13 protein-coding genes are annotated in these 17131 nt (G+C 34.4%); 6 read left to right on the forward strand and 7 right to left on the reverse strand.

The window, feature by feature from the left end:
* The first annotated feature begins 81 nt into the window (after nucleotides 1-81).
* The gene (locus BLW20_RS03940) at nucleotides 82-1254 is read left to right on the forward strand and encodes a GlmU family protein (protein WP_091096577.1); all 1173 of its coding nucleotides are present in this window, start codon (nucleotides 82-84) and stop codon (nucleotides 1252-1254) included.
* A gap of 26 nt (nucleotides 1255-1280) precedes the next feature.
* Here the strand turns inward: BLW20_RS03940 and BLW20_RS03945 are convergent, their stop codons facing one another.
* The 3 genes from BLW20_RS03945 to BLW20_RS03955 form a co-directional block, all read right to left on the reverse strand.
* Nucleotides 1281-1934: a hypothetical protein gene (locus BLW20_RS03945; protein WP_091096579.1), complete on the reverse strand. Its 654-nt coding sequence runs from the start codon at nucleotides 1932-1934 to the stop codon at nucleotides 1281-1283.
* 14 nt (nucleotides 1935-1948) lie between these two features.
* On the reverse strand, nucleotides 1949-3697 hold the full coding sequence (locus tag BLW20_RS03950; protein WP_091096581.1) for a BamA/TamA family outer membrane protein: 1749 nt from the start codon (nucleotides 3695-3697) through the stop codon (nucleotides 1949-1951).
* 150 nt (nucleotides 3698-3847) lie between these two features.
* Nucleotides 3848-4294 (reverse strand): DUF4268 domain-containing protein, encoded by a 447-nt coding sequence (locus BLW20_RS03955; protein ID WP_091096583.1) that lies wholly within the window; start codon nucleotides 4292-4294, stop codon nucleotides 3848-3850.
* 29 nt (nucleotides 4295-4323) lie between these two features.
* Between BLW20_RS03955 and BLW20_RS03960 the strand changes: the two genes are divergently transcribed.
* Nucleotides 4324-4962 (forward strand): NUDIX hydrolase, encoded by a 639-nt coding sequence (locus tag BLW20_RS03960; RefSeq protein ID WP_091096642.1) that lies wholly within the window; start codon nucleotides 4324-4326, stop codon nucleotides 4960-4962.
* Nucleotides 4963-4997: 35 nt separating this feature from the next.
* Nucleotides 4998-5813, forward strand: coding sequence for a lysophospholipid acyltransferase family protein (locus BLW20_RS03965; protein ID WP_091096585.1), 816 nt, complete (start codon nucleotides 4998-5000; stop codon nucleotides 5811-5813).
* Nucleotides 5814-6007: 194 nt separating this feature from the next.
* Here the strand turns inward: BLW20_RS03965 and BLW20_RS03970 are convergent, their stop codons facing one another.
* From BLW20_RS03970 to BLW20_RS03980, 3 genes are all read right to left on the reverse strand, one after another.
* Entirely contained in the window at nucleotides 6008-7228 is a 1221-nt protein-coding gene (locus tag BLW20_RS03970) for an MFS transporter (RefSeq protein ID WP_091096587.1), read from the reverse strand.
* 42 nt (nucleotides 7229-7270) lie between these two features.
* Nucleotides 7271-9727, reverse strand: a complete 2457-nt coding sequence (locus BLW20_RS03975; protein WP_091096589.1) for an ATP-binding response regulator — start codon at nucleotides 9725-9727, stop codon at nucleotides 7271-7273.
* Nucleotides 9728-9802: 75 nt separating this feature from the next.
* A complete protein-coding gene (locus BLW20_RS03980) occupies nucleotides 9803-10942 on the reverse strand; it encodes an acyl-CoA dehydrogenase family protein (protein ID WP_091096591.1) in 1140 nt (379 codons plus the stop codon).
* Between the two features lie 97 nt (nucleotides 10943-11039).
* Between BLW20_RS03980 and BLW20_RS03985 the strand changes: the two genes are divergently transcribed.
* The 3 genes from BLW20_RS03985 to BLW20_RS14550 all read left to right on the forward strand — a co-directional run bounded on the left by BLW20_RS03985 (nucleotide 11040) and on the right by BLW20_RS14550 (nucleotide 14391).
* Nucleotides 11040-12116, forward strand: a complete 1077-nt coding sequence (locus tag BLW20_RS03985) for an anhydro-N-acetylmuramic acid kinase (RefSeq protein WP_091096593.1) — start codon at nucleotides 11040-11042, stop codon at nucleotides 12114-12116.
* Between the two features lie 59 nt (nucleotides 12117-12175).
* Complete coding sequence (locus tag BLW20_RS03990) at nucleotides 12176-13402, forward strand: Glu/Leu/Phe/Val dehydrogenase dimerization domain-containing protein (protein ID WP_091096595.1); 1227 nt, start codon at nucleotides 12176-12178, stop codon at nucleotides 13400-13402.
* Between the two features lie 107 nt (nucleotides 13403-13509).
* Entirely contained in the window at nucleotides 13510-14391 is an 882-nt protein-coding gene (locus BLW20_RS14550; RefSeq protein ID WP_245725270.1) for an energy transducer TonB, read from the forward strand.
* A 79-nt stretch (nucleotides 14392-14470) separates the two neighbouring features.
* On the opposite strand, the gene clpB is transcribed toward BLW20_RS14550, so the two are convergent.
* The gene (clpB, locus tag BLW20_RS04005; protein ID WP_091096601.1) at nucleotides 14471-17104 is read right to left on the reverse strand and encodes an ATP-dependent chaperone ClpB; all 2634 of its coding nucleotides are present in this window, start codon (nucleotides 17102-17104) and stop codon (nucleotides 14471-14473) included.
* Nucleotides 17105-17131 lie beyond the last annotated feature (27 nt).

A 17131-nucleotide genomic window follows, 5' to 3' on the forward strand; every position in this document is an offset into this window, starting at 1 on the left:
TTAGATCGGATTTTTTGTTTCAATACGATCAACTTATTCTTAATAAAAACTTTGTAACTTTAAACCCTAAAACGAAATAAAATGAACTATATATTATACGATGGAAGTGTACGCAATGCTTTGCTTCCATTTACGTTTACCCGCCCGGTTGCCGATATACGTGTTGGAATTTTAACGATTCGTGAAAAATGGGAAAAATATTTGGGAACCACAACAACTACGGTAACCGAAGAATATTTATCAGACAAATACCCAATGGTTGAAATGCCTGAAAACATAATGATAAACGCATCGTTTTGTCCGAATGAGATTTTAGTGGAAATGATTCAGTTTTTACAACCCAATCAGGCAATTGTTAAAAACGACGAAATCATTGCTTTTTTTACAACCGATGAACAGGAAGAAGTAAATTTTGAAAACTATGAATTGATTGAATTGGAAGAAGATTGTCTTCAAATTGAACACACATGGGATATTTTTCAAAAAAATGATCAGGCAATCCGCGATGATTTTGAGTTACTTACCCAAGATCGTAAATCTCAGCCCATTCCTGCAACTGTGAATGTTTTAGGAGCTGAAAATATTTTTATTGAAAAAGGATCGGTTCTGAACTTTTGTACGTTAAATGCTACTACCGGACCAATATATATAGGTGCTTATACAGAAATTATGGAAGGATCTGTAATTCGCGGTCCGTTTGCTTTATGCGATCATGCACAGGTAAAACTGGCAACAAAGATTTATGGAGCAACCACCGTGGGACCTCATTGCAGAGTAGGAGGTGAGGTAAACAATTCAGTTTTTTTTGCATATTCAAACAAAGGACACGATGGATTTTTAGGAAATGCTGTTTTGGGTGAATGGTGTAATATTGGGGCAGACAGTAATAATTCTAATCTTAAAAATAATTACGAACCGGTAAAATTATGGAACTATGAAACCGAATGTTTTGAAAATACCGGGTTGCAGTTTTGTGGCTTAATGATGGGAGATCACAGCAAATGTGGAATCAATACCATGTTTAATACAGGAACGGTTGTTGGCGTTGCAGCTAATATTTTCGGAGCTGGTTTTCCGCGCAATTATATTCCAAATTTTACTTGGGGTGGTGCTCAGGGAACGCAGGCTTATTTACCCAATAAAGCTTTTGAAACTGCCAAAATTGTTATGAGTCGCAGAAATGTTGATTTTACAGCTTTGGATGAAGATATTTTAACGCATATTTTTAACGAAACAAAAGAATGGCAGAAATAAAATAAAGCAGTGAATTTTCACTGCTTTTATTGTTTTAAGCTTTGTTTTATTGATGGAAATTCAGGCTCATCAGTAAAATATTCTTGACCAAAATACTCAACATCTAAAACATAATCTTCATTAACAGGATAAATGCTATTCATTTTAGCAAACGAATAATAGTAATAGTCAACCCACAACATTTTTTTAGTTTCAGGTGTTTCAATGAAATGTTCTGGTTTAAAATACTTTTTTACGTTTTCTATTTCATCGGAACTCATATTTGAAATATCATATATAGAATAGCGTTCTACAGATTCTATTTTATTATCTTTATTTAAATAATAGATTGATTTATACCACATTTCACAATCTGTTGCAACAGGAAATTCATTAGATTGATAAAGGGGTTCTACAATTTTATTGTCGTAGTATTCAAAAGTTACTTTGTTTGCTAAATAACATACATAATCTTCAAAAAGTTTGTTGTCTTTTAAAAACTCTAATGCTGTAACCCTTCCTTTGTCATCAACATATTCCTTTAATATAAAATCTTTTTCTGGGTTTTTCTTTGTATTCCACTCAATAATGTCCCAATCTGATGCTGTGGGTAAATATTCGTGATACAATATTTTTTGTCCGTAAGAATTATTGATTGCAAATGCTAGAAAGAAAAGGTAACGTATGTTGAAAAACTTCATGATGAGTGTGATTTTTAATTATAAGGCACTACTTCAGGTTTGCCGTAATCAAATTGTTGCAGGTTAAAATTGGTATTTCGTAGGTTATTGGTTTTGAATATGTTGTGTCCGTTGCCCGGAATACTTGGATAAAAGGCCAATGAAAGCTGAAAGTTGTTAAAAACCAGGTAATCGTTACTAATTACAACACCCAAACCAATTTTACTGTACATATCTTTGGTAACAAAAGTGTTGTCGTTATCGCCCATAAATCCTAACGAAGTACTGAAAAACGGACTAAATCTAAATCCTAAAAGTTCATACGGAGCGTATGATTGTATCTGGAAGTTCAGTAAAACTTTCTTCGTACCACGCAATTCATAACTGTCAAATCCATCAATACCATAAGAACCGTTCAAAGTGATTTTATCCATTGCATAATCCCAACGGTTTAGTCCGATAACGATTTCAGGATTGAAAAAATGTCTGAAACGCCATTTACCTAAATGATATAATTTAGAAAAATACAAGCCTTCTATCCTAAAAACACCTTCTTCAAAACGTTTGTTGTTGCTGTTAATGAACGTTCCGTATTGAATTTCGCCACCAAAATACCCGTGCCTAGTATATTTTCCCAGGGCAAACTGTGCACCAATGTATGGTCTGTTTACGTTGTTTTTTTGTTGAAAACCACCGGTTAACATAAATGTTTTACCCACAGCAATATCTTCTATCAAATCATAATAAAAAATATAACGGTCTTGAACATAATTAATTGATGCCAGTCCCACAGTTGCCAGGTATGTTTTTTGATCGGTATAGTAATTATAAGGATCGTATTCACCTAACGGATGTTCCAGATAATTTTTTGAATAATACCGTAACGATGTGATCAGATTTGTTTGAACCTTATGCAGATTGTTGTATCGGTAATACAAAGGCTTTGAATGACCAATCCACATATCAAAATCATTCGATTTAAAATTTTCCAGTTTGCGGATTCCTTCAAAATCGGGAACAGAGTCACGGACAGATGTCTGATACATGGTAAAACCACCCGCCCAGCGCGTCATTGGAGTGTAAAACCTACGGTTTATGTATAGCTGTTTAATGTAATTTTCGGCTAAATCAATATTGTAATAAACACCGGCATCAATAAAGGTTTGGGCAATATTATTTACTTGATATTGTGCACGGTAAGCATGCTGCCCTTCTCTAAACCGGGTACGGTACTGATTGTTGAAATAGTGACCTAAACCGGCAAAATTGCGGTTGGTTAAACTTAATCGGGCACTTGATGTTGATAATGATCCGGTGGGATACCAGCTCCAGGCATCTAAAACTTTTATACTGATATCGACTGAATCTGAGGTATCTGAAATGGCAACGGGGCGTACCGAAACCCGGCGAATGTATCGCTGTGTACGCAGTAAACGTTCAGATTCCTGCATTTTTATGGAATCTAAAAGTTGGTTTCGTTTAAATAACAAAAGGCTGCGAACAGTAAATTGTTTGGTTTTTAAATGCAGCCGGTTTCCTAATTTTTCTACCTGCTTTTTAGGAACACGCGTTGAATCATAAATAGAAAAGCCAAAGGGATCAAAAGTTTCTATGTGAATGTTTCGAATGATTTTTCCCTGAAATTTTTCAAAATCATAATCAATATCCGATTGTTTAACCGCTTGTATGTTTGTATTAACATCTGATACTTTTTTCCGGAACAGTAGCTTATGTAACTGTTGGGTTAAGTTGCTTTTTTTTGATAAATCTTCAATTTTTTCCATTTGCTTATGGGTAGCATTAATACTGTCATTCGTTTGGGCAAACGTATCACAACAGCATAAGCAATTAAAGAAAACTAAAAACAGAAGATATTTTTTCAAGGCTTTATTTTAAAGCATTAAAGTACTAAAAGTTTTTAAATATGAAAATAATCAGGTATTAATTTCTAAATCTCTGATATAATCTTCGTATTCATAGAAAAACAATTCGAACTGAGTCATTTTATCGGCAAAAAAATCATAAATTTCCTGCCATGAAGTTTTATTGTTCACGCTTACTTTTTTATCGATATCAATCCAGATCCGACTGATTAGTTTTCCGTTGGGCAGGTAATAATTGCGTTCAAAGATGGCATCACTTAAAAATTCTTCCAACAAAATACTTTTTAACGATTCTATTTTTTCGTAATAAATCTTGCGTTTTTCTTCGTCTTTTGGTTCAATTTCCAGGGCAACCTGTGCGGTTTTGTTATCCACATAAAACTTAAAGGCAACATCTTTAATTCTGGTATTATGCAACAACCATTTTCGCGGATAAGTATTGGCAAAACCCGTCCAGAAATCTTTTTTTATTTGCAGTGCTTCTTCTTTGCTAAACATTGTTTATCTTTAAATATATTTTAAGGGTTATGTATTTTGAACAGTTTTTAAATAAAATAGATGTAGTAGCTAAACAGTCTCTATTTGCATTAGATGCTCATTTAAAAATGGCACCGCTTGAACGTGTTCAATACCTTCAAAATTACGATTATTCTGTACATAAACCTAAAGCATCGGCAGTTTTAAGCTTGTTTTATCCAAAAAATAACAAGGTTCATTTGTTATTAATTGTCCGGGCGTCTTATCCGGGTGTGCATTCTTCGCAAATTGCTTTTCCGGGAGGGAAAAAAGAGATAACCGATAAAAATTTACAGGAAACCGCCCTGAGAGAAACCAATGAAGAAGTAGGGATAAACAGTGCCACGATTGAAATTGTTAAACAATGGAGCGATATTTACATACCGCCAAGTAATTTTATGGTTTCCTCTTTTATGGGAATTGCCACCCGTACTCCCGAATTTATTTTACAACCAAGTGAAGTCAGCGCAGTCATTGAACTACCTGTTACCGATCTGCTAAACGATGCTTTGGTACAAAATGTAAAAATGTCAACTTCTTACGCCACAGATATTTTAGTGCCGGCGTTCGTTATTGAAGACCATATCGTTTGGGGTGCAACGGCAATGATTTTAAGTGAAATTAAAGAAACATTAAAAAGTGTTTATTGATTTCTTTTTATAATTTTACCGCAGATAAGAGAAATATGAGTTTATTTAGAAAAGACCCTTTTGGATATATAATTTTTATAAAAAAATGGTTGATACGTTTGTTTGGTTTTCTAACTCATAGACGCTATCGCGGCTTTAATGAATTGGTTATAGAAGGATCTGAAATAATAAAGGATCTGCCCGATACAAATGTACTTTTTATATCAAATCATCAAACATATTTTGCAGATGTCGTGGCGATGTTTCACGTATTTAATGCCAGTTTAAAAGGTAGGGTTGATAGCATAAAAAATGTGTTTTACATCTGGAATCCCAAATTGAATATCTATTATGTAAGTGCTAAAGAAACCATGAAATCAGGGATATTACCAAGAATAATGGGCTATACCGGTGCAATAGCCGTGGAACGGACCTGGAGGGAAAAAGGCAAAGACATTACCGAGAAAAAAGCGGTTAACCCAAACGATACCCAAAATATAAAACGTGCGTTACAAGATGGTTGGGTCATTACTTTTCCGCAAGGAACCACTAAATCATTCAAGCCAGTACGCAAAGGTACAGCACATATTATAAAAGATTATAAACCCATTGTTGTACCCATTGTTATTGATGGTTTTCGTCGGTCGTTTGATAAAAAAGGACTTTGGTTAAAAAAGAAAGGTATTTTACAAACGTTTACCATTAAAGAACCCTTACAAATTGATTATGAAAACGAAAGTATAGACGAAATTGTAGAAAAAATAGAATATGCCATTGAACAACATATATCATTCTTAAAAGTTATTCCTACCGATATTATAGAAAGTGATAAAAAATTGAATAAAGAACGTCAATTTCCGTTTGATTATTGATAAAAAAGCTGTTATTACTAACAGCTTAATTTTTTTTGTCGTTTTTTGGTAGATATTCATTGGTTCTTTTTGCTGAGGTTAGTTTTTTATAACCAAATAAGACCAAAACAATAGCTGCCATTGCCAAATATACATACTGCATAATAAATGAATTTGATAAGCAAATGTAATTATAATTTAAAAACAGTCTTTTCTTAATTTTTATTTTTTTGTAAGTTCATTAAAGCAGGGGTTAAAAAAGAACAAATTCCTGTTACTATTATTAAAAGACCTAAAATGATGAATGTACGATTAATACCAATAAAATCAGCAATAATACCTGTAAACAGCAACCCGATAATTGATGGAAGGACAGAAAAGCTGTAATATAACGAAAACACTCTTCCTAACATATTTGATTTTATTTCTTCCTGAATAATTGTTGTAAAACTGGCATTGTATAAAGAGGCTGAAATTCCGCCAATTGCTGTTAAAACAACAAAAAACGTAAAGTGATTGTATGAAAGCCATCCCGACCACGCAAAAGTCAATCCAATAACAATATGCATTAAATTAATAATGATTACTTTATTGATTTTGGTTTTCCAAATGCCTAATAAACCACCACCAATCAACATTCCAACGCCCCAAATAATTTCAATGACACTGATTTCAAATTTATCGCCTTTAAAATGATTGATCGTTAATAGCGGGAAAAGAACCGCTACGGGCATTATGCAGAATAATCCGATAATTGAATATAAAAATAGAAAAGACAATCCTTTATTAAAAGAAATTTCTCTAAATGCGGTTCTCATATCGTTCCATATATGTGAAAAACCGGATGCTTTTTCTTCTGGTTTAGGATTGGGAATATGAATAAATAAAAGCGAAATAATCGCAAAAAGTGCTCCCAGAATATCTAACAGCAAAACATTTCCTATGGATAACATTCCAATTGCAAAAGCCCCTAATGCAGGTCCGGCTATTCCGGAAACCGATTGAATAATCTGATTGATACCGGCTATTCGCAATAATTCTGATTGTGGTGCCAAAAGCGGAATGGAAGCCTGCATTGCCGGCATGTGGAAAGCAGAACCTACTGATCTTAATCCCAACATTACATATATTAATAGCAAACTTTCATAACCAAAATAAAAACTTAAAGACATACATAAGGTGCAAACAGCAACAAAGCCATCAGCAAAAATCATTGTTCTTTTTCGGTTCCATCTATCAATATAAACGCCGGCAAATGGCCCGATTAAAGCTTGTGGTAAAAGTGCGGCTATTGCAGAAAAAGCCAGAACTTCTGTCGATCCCGTTTTTAAGCTTAACCAGATAATTATGGCAAAATTTACTGCTGAACTACTGATTAAAGATATAAATTGCCCCGTCCATAAAATGGTAAACTTCCTTTTCCAGTTATTGTCCATAAAGTATAAGTGTTTTGTATTTGTTGCAAAAGTAGTAATTACTTATGTAATTATTTTCTGTATTTCTTGGACGATTGCAGGCGTTCTATCAGCTATTAAATCAATAACTTGTTCTATTTTGGTTGTTGGAAGTGTTTCAACGTTTTGTTCTAAAAGCACTAATTTTTCTACTATTTCTATGATTTGTAACTGGCGGAACATGGGCAGCATTTTGTGTGCTGTTTGTTTTATTTGCTCAATATTATTGTTTTTTAAAGCATTTTGTAATTGATCTACATCGGTTCTGGCACTTGTAAAAAAGGTGTCTAAAATTTGTTTTATGGCTTCGTTATCGTTTTCTAATAGATTAAATAAATCAGTTAAATCAAAATTGGCGTGTTTTAATTCTAACGAAGTATTTTTTTTGGGTAATGCCACAGATTTATCAGGATTTTTAATGCGTAAAAGTTTATAAATATTATTGTACAAAGTGTTAATATTTATTGGTTTACTCATATAAAAATTAAAACCTAAATTTTTGTATTCGTACTCGTCAAAGTCAATTTTTCCGGTTAAGGCAATGACAGGAATGTCTTTATAATTTTCTAACGACCGAATGTCTTTTATCACTTTAATACCGCTATAGAAAGGCATTTGCATATCTGTAATGACTAAATTATATTGTTCTTGCTGCAAAATTTCTTTTACGTTATTTCCGTTTTCAACTGTGGTTAACTTTTTTACTTTATTGCCTAAAATTTCTTCAATTAATTTTAATTGTAAAAGATCATCGTCTATAACTAAAATCTTTTTGTTCTGTAATTTTCGGGCATTGTCATAAGCATAACCGGCAACTTGTTCATCAATGGATTTTTCTTCAAAAGGAGCTAAAGGTATGGTAATGTAAAAAATGGTTCCTTTACCAAATTCACTTTCAAACGAAATATTTCCTTTTAAGAGATTAATTAATCGTTTGGTGATGTTCAAGCCTAATCCTGAACCACCATAATTTCCTTCTTTATCATCGTGTACCTGAACAAATTCTGCAAACAGCGTGTCTTTATCTTCTACTTTAATTCCAATTCCGGTATCAATCACTGTGATTTTTGCTTGATTGTTTTCTAATTTGGCATCGATTGTAACACTACCTTTATGCGTAAATTTTATGGCATTTGAAATTACGTTCGTCAAAATCTGTTGAATTCTGTACGCGTCGGAATTAAAATTTGAATTTAATTTGGGATCTATCGTAAAAGTTAAATCAACATTTTTTCTTTCAGCACTATTTTTTAGATTGATAAGGATATTTTCGAGTAATTCACTAAAGTTAAACTTTCCTTTTTTGATTTTTATCTTATTATATTCAAGGTTTGAAAAAAGCGATAAATCATCAACCATTTTTTTGATGTATTGGGTTGAATGTATAATGTGTTTTAAAAATTCTTTTTGTTTTGCTGTTTTAAGCAAATTTTGCAGTAATGAAGAAAAACCCATCAATGAATTAATCGGCGAAACCATATCGTGCGAAATAGTTGCCATAAAAAAGCTTTTTTGCTTGATTAAATCTTGCATGTCTTTGTTTAGCTTTTCTAATTTTTGTTTATTTCGCACTGATTTATTCAAATCTCGTAAGATTATAAAACCAAAAATCAAAGCAATAATTGATATAACAATGCCAATATTGGCGATGTTTTGACTTACATCATCTATTTTTCCTTTTGACTCTTCATATTTTAAAGCAGCGTTTTTAAGAATGATTTTTTCAACCTCTATTAAAATCTCGCGTAGTTCATTAGTAAGTGTTTGGTTGCGTTTTATAAGTAATTTTTCTTTTACATAAGAATCTCTTAATAATTTGCTTTGGGTGTTACGTGCGTTTAATAAAACCGTTTCAGTAGCTTTGTTTAAGCTGTCTAAATATTTTTTTTGCTGGGCTACAACTTTTTCATTTTCTCTTTGCAAACGTTTCTGCTGTTGTTTGGTACGGTTGGTTGTTAGTTTTCCCCACCAATCTAATTTATCAGCTACTGTATCAATCTCTACTGTGTTTTCTTTAATGGTAGATTGTATTTCATTAATTTCAGATTTTGCATTTTCATATACGTTAAACCGGGCGTATTTTGACTGTACATCTAAAACCTGATCAAACGTCAATGTTTTTAAATTAATTAAGTCAATAATTGTGTCTAATTTATTTTTTAAATAATCATCTTGCTCTAATTCATTTTCTTTGAATGATTCAATCTTTTTAATTAAAGAATCTGACTGGCTGTGGTATTCCTTTGCATCAGATTTGTTGTAAGAAAGCAATGCCAATCTGCCAATATTTTCAGTAGCGTATAAATCACTTATAATACCGCTTAACTGAATAACTTTTGTGTTTTCGGTTGAAATATCTTCTTTAGAAACATTTAAGCTTTTGACTTCTTGCAGGATATAAAAAATTGATAGCGAAAAGATGGCAATTAACAATATATAGCCTAAGGTTAGTTTTATTCTGAGGTTTTGATCGGTCTTCATGTTCAATTTTTTAATAAAAATAAAAAAGACTATCTAAAAAGACAGTCTTTTTTTACAGATATTTTAAAATTACATTTATTTTGCAATTCCTCGTGAAATTACAATTTTTTGAATTTCAGATGTACCTTCATAAATTTGAGTAATTTTTGCATCACGCATCATACGTTCTACATGGTATTCGCTCACATAACCATTACCACCGTGAATTTGAACCGCTTCAATTGTGGTATCCATTGCTGTTTTTGATGCAAACAATTTAGCCATTGCACCAGAAATAGAAATGTCTTCTCCGTTATCTTTTTCGGCAGCGGCTTTAAAACACAACATACGTGCAGCAGTAATGTTCACAGCCATATCTGCTAATTTAAAAGCAACAGCCTGGTGGTTAATAATTTCGGTTTTAAACGCTTTGCGTTCTTTAGCATATTTTAGTGCCAATTCGTAAGCTCCTTGTGCAATTCCTAATGCCTGAGAGGCAATACCGATGCGTCCGCCGTTTAAAACATTCATTGCAAATGCAAAACCAAATCCGTCTTCGCCAATTCTATTTTCTTTAGGAACTTTAACATCAGTGAACATTAAAGAATGTGTATCACTTCCGCGGATTCCCATTTTTTTCTCTTTTGGACCAATTTCAAATCCTGCCCATCCTTTTTCAACAATAAAAGCATTGATGCCTTTGTGTCCTTTTTCAACATCGGTCTGTGCAATTACTAAATAAGTAGATGCCGTGCTACCGTTTGTGATCCAGTTTTTTGTACCGTTCAATAAATAGTAGTCGCCCATATCAATCGCTGTGGTTTTTTGCGATGTAGCGTCAGAACCTGCTTCTGGCTCCGATAAACAAAAAGCACCAATTACTTCTCCTTTTGCCAAAGGAACTAAATATTTTTGTTTTTGCTCTTCTGAACAATATTTTTCCATTCCCGCACAAACCAACGAGTTGTTAACAGACATAACAACCGCAGCCGATGCATCAACTTTAGCAATTTCTTCCATTGCCAAAACATACGAAACGCTGTCTAAACCAGCACCACCATATTTTGGGTCAACCATCATTCCTAAAAATCCAAGCTCACCCATTTTTTTCACTGCATCGGCAGGAAATTTAGAGTGCTCATCACGTTCAATAACTCCGGGTAACAATTCAGTTTGAGCGAAATCGCGAGCCGCTTGTTGAATCATCAATTGCTCTTCAGTTAATTTAAAATCCATTCTATGTAATATAATTTAAAAATCATTAATTTTAAAGCCCAAATATAGTTGAATATTGCTAAATTTTCAAAAATATATTTATTTTTAATTTTATACGATGAAAAAATTTAAGGTACTTGGCATAATGTCTGGCACTTCGCTTGACGGAATTGACTGTGCAGTGGTAGAATTTTCTTTGGAAAATAATGTGTGGAATTTTAGTTTCGTTTCAGGAAAAACCGTTCCTTACACCAATCAATGGTACGCTAAATTACAAAATGCCATTTATCTATCAGAATCTGATTTACATCTTTTAAATATCGAATATACTTATTTCTTGGGCGAATTACTCAATAATTTTGTAGTTGAAAATCATTTAACTGATTTAGATTTTATTGCTTCGCACGGACACACGGTTTTACATCAACCCGAAAAAGGAATTACGTTGCAAATAGGTAATTTACCCATAATTTCTGATATGTTGTCACTACCTTTTGTGTGCGATTTTCGTGTGCAGGACGTTGCTCTGGGCGGACAAGGAGCGCCGTTGGTCCCCATTGGCGACCGTTTACTTTTTTCAGAGTTTGATTATTGCCTGAATTTAGGCGGATTTTCGAATATATCTTTTGAAGAAAACAATGAACGAATCGCTTTTGATATTTGTCCGGTAAACACCTTGTTAAATCATTTTGCTAAACAATTGGGTAAAGATTTTGATGAAGGCGGAAATTTCGCCCAGTCAGGAACCGTTCATCAACAGTTGTTTAATACATTGAACAAACTTTCGTTTTACAATCAGCAAGGTCCAAAATCATTGGGAATAGAACAAGTAAACACTGTTTATCTGCCATTAATTGAAAAATTTCAATTATCTGCACAAGATCATTTAACAACTGTAACAGAACATATTGCTTATCAAATTGCATCGGTTTTAAAAATTAAAGATTCAAAATTATTGGTTACCGGTGGCGGTGCTTTTAATGAATATCTTATTAATAGATTGAGATTTCACGCACCAAACACAACAGTTGTCTTGACAACTAAAGAACTTATAGAATTTAAAGAAGCAATTATTTTTGCTTTTCTGGGCGTATTGCGTGTTACAAACACCAACAATGTGCTAAGCACCGTTACGGGAGCATCAAAAGATCATTGTTCGGGTAATATTTTTAACGAGGAATTATTAAAGAAGTAATTGCTAAATTGATTAGTAATGAATTATATTTGTGGGGAAAATAAAAAGTAATCAATATAATGAAAGATTTATTAAAAAAGTTCGAAGATAAAAAACCTGAAGTTGTTTTTCATTGGTCTGATTCTGAAACAGAAGCAGAAGGATGGACAGTAATTAATTCATTACGTGGCGGTGCTGCCGGTGGTGGTACACGTATGCGTAAAGGATTGGATATGAATGAGGTTTTGTCTTTGGCTAAAACAATGGAAGTGAAATTTACGGTTGCCGGTCCGGCTATTGGCGGAGCAAAATCGGGAATTAACTTCGATCCTGCAGACCCGCGTAAAGAAGGTGTTTTACGTCGTTGGTACAAAGCAGTTTTTCCTTTATTAAAAAATTATTACGGAACAGGTGGCGATTTAAATGTTGATGAAATTCACGAAGTAATCCCAATGACTGAAGACTGCGGTTTATGGCATCCGCAAGAGGGAGTTTTCAACGGACATTTTAAACCAACCGAAGCTGAAAAAATTAACCGCGTAGGTCAGCTGCGTCAAGGAGTATTAATGGAAGTTGTTGATACCAACTATACACCCGATGTTTCTAAAAAAATAAAAGTAGCCGATTTAATTACAGGTTACGGCGTTGCCGAAGCCGTACGTCATTTCTATGATATTTACGGTGGAAATGTTGCCGGTAAAAAAGTAATTGTTCAAGGATTTGGAAACGTAGGTGCAGCAGCAGCTTACTATTTTGCCCAAATGGGTGCTAAAGTAGTTGGTATTATTGACCGCGATGGAGGTATTATGAATTCTGAAGGATATTCGTTTGAAGAAATCAAAGAGTTGTTCTTAAACAAAAACGGAAACACTTTAGTAGCAGATAACATGATTCCTTTTGCAGAAATCAACGAGAAAATCTGGTCAATGGGTGCCGAGGTTTTTGCGCCGTGTGCTGCTTCTCGTTTAATTCAAAAAGATCAGGTTGATGCAATGATTGGTTCTGGTTTAGAAGTTATTTCTTGCGGAGCAAATGTGCCGTTTGCAGATAAAGAAATCTTCTTTGGACCCATTATGGAGTATGTAGATTCTAAAATCAGCTTAATTCCAGACTTTATTTCAAACTGCGGTATGGCGCGCGTTTTTGCATATTTTATGGAAAACAGAGTTCCAATGAACGATACCAAAGTTTTCGAAGATACATCAAGTACCATTAAAAAAGCATTGGAAAAAGCACATTCTTTAAATGCAGCTAAAACAAACGTTTCGGCAGCAGCTTTTGAAAATGCTTTAAAACAATTGGTATAATTTAGAGCATATTCAATGAAAAAAGCAAGTAGAAATACTTGCTTTTTTTGTGAAAATAAATACATTAAATGTATATTTACCTAAAATTTAAGCTTTATTAAAAGTATATGATGATGCAGTTTACAAACGAAGAGAAAAAATCAATGGTGTTAACAGCTGCTGTTTCAGGCATTTTATTGATTCTTTTGATATTTATACGTTTTGTTGATTCTATTGACGTTTCACAGTTAGCAGGCGGTGGCGGAGGTGGTGTTGAAATTAATTTTGGCGATAGCGATTTAGGCATGGGATCTGATTTTACCAGCCAGATATTAAATGTAACCGATGCAGATAAGAAAGCTGCTGCTGTGCGTCAGCCAGAAGTGGAAGAAGAAATTTTAGCACAGGAAAATACTAAAGACGTTCGCGATTATACCGTTGTAAAGAAAACTACAACAACAAAAGAAAAGCCAAAAACAGTCACCCAACCGGTAAAAGAACAACCTAAAACTCAAAAAGTTTCTGATTTTGTTAAGAATGCCGCATCAAGCCTAAACGGAAATAAATCTGGCGGAGACGGAACAGATAATGTAGCCGGCAATAAAGGAAAACTAAACGGTTCATTAAGCTCTGATAATTATTATGGCGATGGCGGTTCCGGTGGAGGAACAGGCGGTGGACATGGAACAGGAAACGGAACGGGTATTGGTGCAGGATCTGGTTCAGGAACAGGCGGTGGACATGGATATTCGTTAGCAGGCAGAAAAGCTACTACACGTCCTACGCCACAAAATAACTGTAATGAAGCCGGAACAATTGTGGTTCGTGTAACGGTTGATAGAAAAGGAAACGTAATTACTGCATTACCCGGAATTAAAGGTTCTACAAACAGTTCAAGTTGTTTACAAAACATCGCTAAAGATGCTGCAATGCGTACCAAATGGGAGCCAAAAGCATCAGCACCTGACAACCAAATAGGTGAAATTGTTTATAACTTTAAGTTGACATAAAAAATAGAATGATCAATCCGTTTTCAAAAGAAACGAGTTGTTGCTAAAAAGCCAGATACGTTTGTATCTGGCTTACTTTTTACTCTTGATTTCTAAAAACCAACTGGTTTTCAAAACTATCCAGTAAAATAATGCTGTCGGTTTTTATTTTTCCGGACAAGATTTCTTTTGAAAGCTGGTTTAAAACTTCCCTCTGAATGACACGTTTTACCGGTCGTGCACCAAAATGCGGATCAAATCCTTTTTTAGCTAAATAGCTAATGGCTTCTGGTGTAGCATCCATTGTAATATGTTGTTGCGCTAACATTTTAAACACACCTTTTAATTGAATGGATACAATCTGCTCAATGTTTCCTTTGGTTAATGGAGTAAACATGATAATCTCATCGATACGGTTTAAAAATTCCGGACGAACCATTGTTTTTAATTGATTCAATACTTCCTCTTTTGCGTTTTCAACTGCAATATCGGTTGGATTATTATCAAATTGCTCCTGAATAATATGGCTACCCATATTAGAGGTCATAATAATGATGGTATTTTTAAAATCGGCCAATCGACCTTTGTTATCTGTTAAACGCCCTTCGTCTAACACTTGTAATAAAATATTGAACGTGTCAGGATGTGCTTTTTCAATTTCATCTAACAAAATAACCGAATAAGGTCTTCTTCTTACCGCTTCGGTTAATTGTCCGCCTTCATCATATCCCACGTATCCCGGAGGTGCACCAACTAATCTGCTTACACTGTGACGTTCTGAGTATTCACTCATGTCAATACGGGTCATTGCGTTTTCATCGTCGAACAGATATTCGGCTAACGCTTTTGCCAGCTCGGTTTTACCAACACCGGTTGTTCCTAAGAACAAGAACGAGCCAATTGGTTTTTTTGGATCCTGTAACCCGGAACGACTACGGCGAACGGCATCTGAAATGGCTTCGATTGCTTCTTCCTGACCTACGACACGTTTGTGTAATTCACTTTCTAAATTCAGCAGTTTTTCCCGGTCGGTTTGCAGCATTTTGGTAACAGGAACACCTGTCCATTTTGCAACAACCTCGGCAATATCCTCATAAGTAACTTCTTCTTTAATCAGCGATTGACCTTTTTGATTTTCTTCTAATTGCTTTTGAAATTCTGCCAGTTTAGTTTCGGCTTCCTGGATTTTTCCGTAACGAATTTCGGCTACTTTACCGTAATCACCATTTCGTTCTGCACGTTCAGCTTCTAATTTATAATCTTCGATTTCTGATTTGATGTTCTGAATGTTGTCAACCACATCTTTCTCTGATTTCCATTTTGAAAAAATCTGATTGCGTTCTTCTTTCAGATTCGCTAAATCAATGCCTAAAGCTTTTAATTTTGATTCATCATTTTGCCTCACTTGAATATGTTTTTCAGTGGTGTTCGGAGAATCTTCGATTTCGCGTTTAATGGCTTCAATTTCAATTTCCAACTGCATGATTTTTCTGTCTAAAACATCTAATTCCTCCGGTTTTGAATTGATTTCCATACGAAGTTTCGATGCGGCTTCATCCATTAAATCAATAGCTTTATCGGGTAAAAAACGATTGGTAATATAACGTTGTGACAATACTACCGCACCAATAATTGCCTCATCTTTAATACGCACTTTGTGATGTGTTTCGTATTTTTCCTTGATCCCACGTAAAATGGAAATAGCACTTTCGGTATCAGGTTCTTCGATTATTACTTTTTGAAAACGACGCTCCAACGCCTTATCCTTTTCAAAATATTTTTGATACTCGTCTAATGTGGTGGCGCCAATAGCTCTTAATTCGCCCCGAGCCAAAGCCGGTTTTAAAATATTGGCTGCATCCATAGCTCCTTCGCCACCGCCGGCACCCACTAATGTGTGAATCTCATCGATGAACAAAATAATGTTTCCATCGGAAGTTGTTACTTCTTTAACCACCGATTTTAAACGCTCTTCGAACTCCCCTTTATATTTTGCACCGGCAATCAATGCACCCATATCCAACGAAAAAACGAGTTTATCCTTTAAATTTTCAGGTACATCGCCCTGAACAATACGGTGTGCCAAACCTTCGGCAATAGCGGTTTTACCTACACCTGGTTCACCAATTAACATGGGGTTGTTTTTAGAACGGCGTGTTAAGATTTGCAATACCCTACGGATTTCCTCATCGCGACCAATTACGGGATCCAGTTTTCCGTCGTTTGCTAATTGGTTGAGGTTTTTAGCGTATTTGTTCAATGAATTGTAATTGTCTTCTGCCGAAGCTGAGGTAACGCGTTCGCCTTTACGAAGCTCATTCATAGCTGCTTCAATCTGTTTTTCTGAAACGCCACCCGATTTTAAAAAGGAAGCTATTTTACTACGCGATTTAAAAATGGCTAAAAACAAATGTTCTATAGAAACGTATTCGTCGTTCATCTTTTTAGCGATTGCCTGTGCGTCATTCAATGTTGAACTGGCTTCGCGTGATAATGAAATTTGTCCGCCCTCTACTTTAGGAAACGATTCTATGATTTGATTGTTCTGATTTGCTAGTTGCTCAATATTTACACCTACTTTTTTAAGAATGAATGGTGTTACATTTTCGTCTATTTCTAAAATAGCTTTTAAAATGTGTTCGTTTTCAATCTGTTGCTGACCGAACGTTTGTACTAATACCTGAGCTTGTTGAAGTACTTCCTGTGATTTTATTGTAAAGTTATTAAAATTCATATTGCTTGTTTTTCTTAATTTAAGTTT

The organism is Paenimyroides marinum (assembly GCF_900108395.1).
Lineage (GTDB): Bacteria > Bacteroidota > Bacteroidia > Flavobacteriales > Flavobacteriaceae > Flavobacterium > Flavobacterium marinum.